The 2,660-nt window shown below is 72.8% G+C and carries 2 protein-coding genes; both read left to right on the top strand.

The features are described from left to right. Positions 1-1,149: chromosomal replication initiator protein DnaA (gene dnaA, locus OZN99_RS29270; RefSeq protein ID WP_270938741.1), on the top strand; the 1,149-nt coding region annotated here is incomplete at its 5' end. Between the two features lie 60 nt (positions 1,150-1,209). Continuing rightward, positions 1,210-2,660: mechanosensitive ion channel family protein (locus tag OZN99_RS29265; RefSeq protein ID WP_270938740.1), on the top strand; the 1,451-nt coding region annotated here is incomplete at its 3' end.

Here is a 2,660-nt window from a genome sequence, read left to right as displayed (position 1 = left end):
AACGGCCGGCCCGATGGGGTCGAGGGCGGGCTGGCGGAGCCGCTCGGCCGCGCGGCGGAGCCGCGGCTGGCGGACACCCGCGCCGAGGCGCGGCCCGACCGCGTGGAATGGTCCGCGCCGCTCGACCCGCGCTTCACCTTCGACACCTTCGTGGTCGGCAAGCCGAACGAGTTCGCCCATGCCTGCGCGCGCCGCGTCGCGGAACGGCCGGCGAGCCCTGGCTTCAACCCGCTGTTCCTCTATGGGGGCGTCGGGCTGGGCAAGACGCACCTGATGCACGCCATCGCCTGGGCGATCCGCGAGCACGGCGCGAATGACGGGCGCAGGTCGCTGTCGGTGGCCTATATGAGCGCCGAGAAGTTCATGTACCGCTTCATCGCCGCGCTGCGCAGCCAGAGCACGATGGAGTTCAAGGAATCCCTGCGCAGCGTGGACGTCCTGCTGATCGACGACCTGCAGTTCCTGATCGGCAAGGACAACACGCAGGAGGAGTTCTTCCACACCTTCAACGCGCTGGTGGATGCGGGGAAGCAGATCGTCGTCTCCTCCGACAAGCCGCCGGCCGACCTGGCGGGGATCGAGGACCGGCTGCGCACGCGCCTGGGCCAGGGCATGGTCGCCGACCTGCACGCCACCACCTATGAGCTGCGCATCTCCATCCTGCAGGCGAAGGTGCAGCAGGCCGGCGTTGCGGTGCCGCCGAAGGTGCTGGAGTTCCTGGCGCACAAGATCACTTCCAACGTCCGCGAGCTGGAGGGCGCGCTCAACCGGCTGATCGCCCATGCCAACCTGTTCGGCCGCGCAGTCACGCTGGAAGGCGCTCAGGAGGTGTTGCACGACATCCTCCGCGCGCATGACCGCCGCGTGACGATCGAGGAGATCCAGAAGCGCGTGGCGGAGCACTACAACATCCGCCTGTCCGACATGTCCTCCCCCCGGCGGGCGCGCAACGTGGCGCGGCCCCGGCAGGTGGCGATGTACCTGGCCAAGCAGCTCACCACGCGCAGCCTGCCGGAGATCGGGCGCCGCTTCGGCGGGCGCGACCACACCACCGTCATGCACGCCGTCAGCCGCGTGGCGGAACTGATGCAGCAGGACAGCGCCTTCGCCGAGGACGTCGAGCTGCTGCGCCGTATGCTGGAGACCTGAGGGCAGTCCGGCGAACCGGCGCGGTTTCCCTGCCGGCAGCGCTGCACTAGCCTGCGCAGGATGGGAGCCGCGCGGCGCGTCGCCTGTATCGTCCTGCTGGTGCTCGTCGTCGCCGGCGGGCGCGCCGGGACGGCCGCGCCGCTGCATCCGGGGTTCGACCCGACCAGCCCCGCCACGGTCTATCGCAGCTTCATCGACCAGACCGAGCGCATCGGGCGGCTGTATCGCAACTACGAGGCGGAGCCGACCTTCGCGCGGCAATTCGCGCTCGGCCGCGCGGTCATCCGGCTGGGGCTGGAGGCCTTCGACCTCGCCGGCGTGCCGGTCGCCGACCGGCCGCGCACCGGCGCCGTCGCCGCAGCCATGCTGGCCGACATCCTGCTGCGCCTGCCGCCGCTGCCGGAGGCGGCGCTGGCGGAGGCGGCGGCTGCGCAGGCACGCTGGACCATTCCCGGCACCGAGATCCGCATCCGCCGGATCGCCGAGGGGCCGCGGACCGGCGACTTCGCCTTCTCCGCCGACACGCTGGCCCGGCTGGCGGAGTTCCACGACCACATCATCGCGGAGCCGCCGCTGCGCGCTGCGCCCGTCACGGCCTGGATCGCGGCGCAGCGCAACTTCGTCGGGCCGCTGCTGAAGCCGCTGCCGATCGCGGCGCTGCCGGCGCCGCTGCGCGCCACCGTCTTCGGCACGCCGGCCTGGAAGGCGATGGCGACGATCGCGGTGTTCGCGCTGGTCCCCTTCGCACTCGTCGCCTGGAGCCGCCTAATGACGCGACGCGCCAGTCCGCGCCGCGGGCCGCGGCGGCGGCTTGCGCTGCTCAGCCGCCCGCTCGCGCTCGCGCTGCTGCTGCTGGTGGCGGAGGCCTTCGTGGCCACGCAGGTCAGCCCCGGCGGCCATGTGGCGGAGGCGGTCACCCTGCTGGTCGGCATCGCGCTGGTCGTCGCCGCGGCCTGGGCCGCCTGGCATGTCTGCTGGCTGGTGGCGGAGACGGTGATCGCCTCGCCGAGCTTCCCGGACGACACCTACGATGCGCACCTGCTGCGCATGGTCGCGCGCGTCGGTTCGGTGCTCGCGGTCGCAGCCATCGTGATCTACGGGGCGAACCTCCTCGGCCTGCCGGCCCTCGGGCTGCTGGCCGGCGTCAGCATCGGCGGCATCGCACTGGCGCTGGCGGCGCAGAGCACGGTGGAGAACCTGCTCGGCGGCATCGCCATATTCGCCGACCGGCCCTTCCGCGTCGGCGACGTCATCCGTTATGGCGAGACGACCGGCACGGTGGAGGCGATCGGCCCGCGGTCGAGCCGCATCCGCGGCGCGGACGGCGCCTTGACCACGGTGCCGAACAGCGCGCTGGCGCGGACGCAGGTGACGAACCTCTCGGCGCGCGACCGCTTCGTCTTCGCCCATGCCTTCGCGCTGCCAGCCGGCATCGCCGCGGCGGAGGTCGCGCGGCTGGCGGCCCTGCTGCGGGAGCGCCTGGCGGCGGAGGGCGCCGCGGCCGGGGCGCC

This window comes from Falsiroseomonas oryzae, from assembly GCF_027856955.1.
Classification (GTDB): Bacteria; Pseudomonadota; Alphaproteobacteria; order Acetobacterales; family Acetobacteraceae; genus Falsiroseomonas; species Falsiroseomonas oryzae.
Note: the sequence above shows the minus strand (reverse complement) of the source record. Positions and strands in the feature narration are given on the sequence as shown.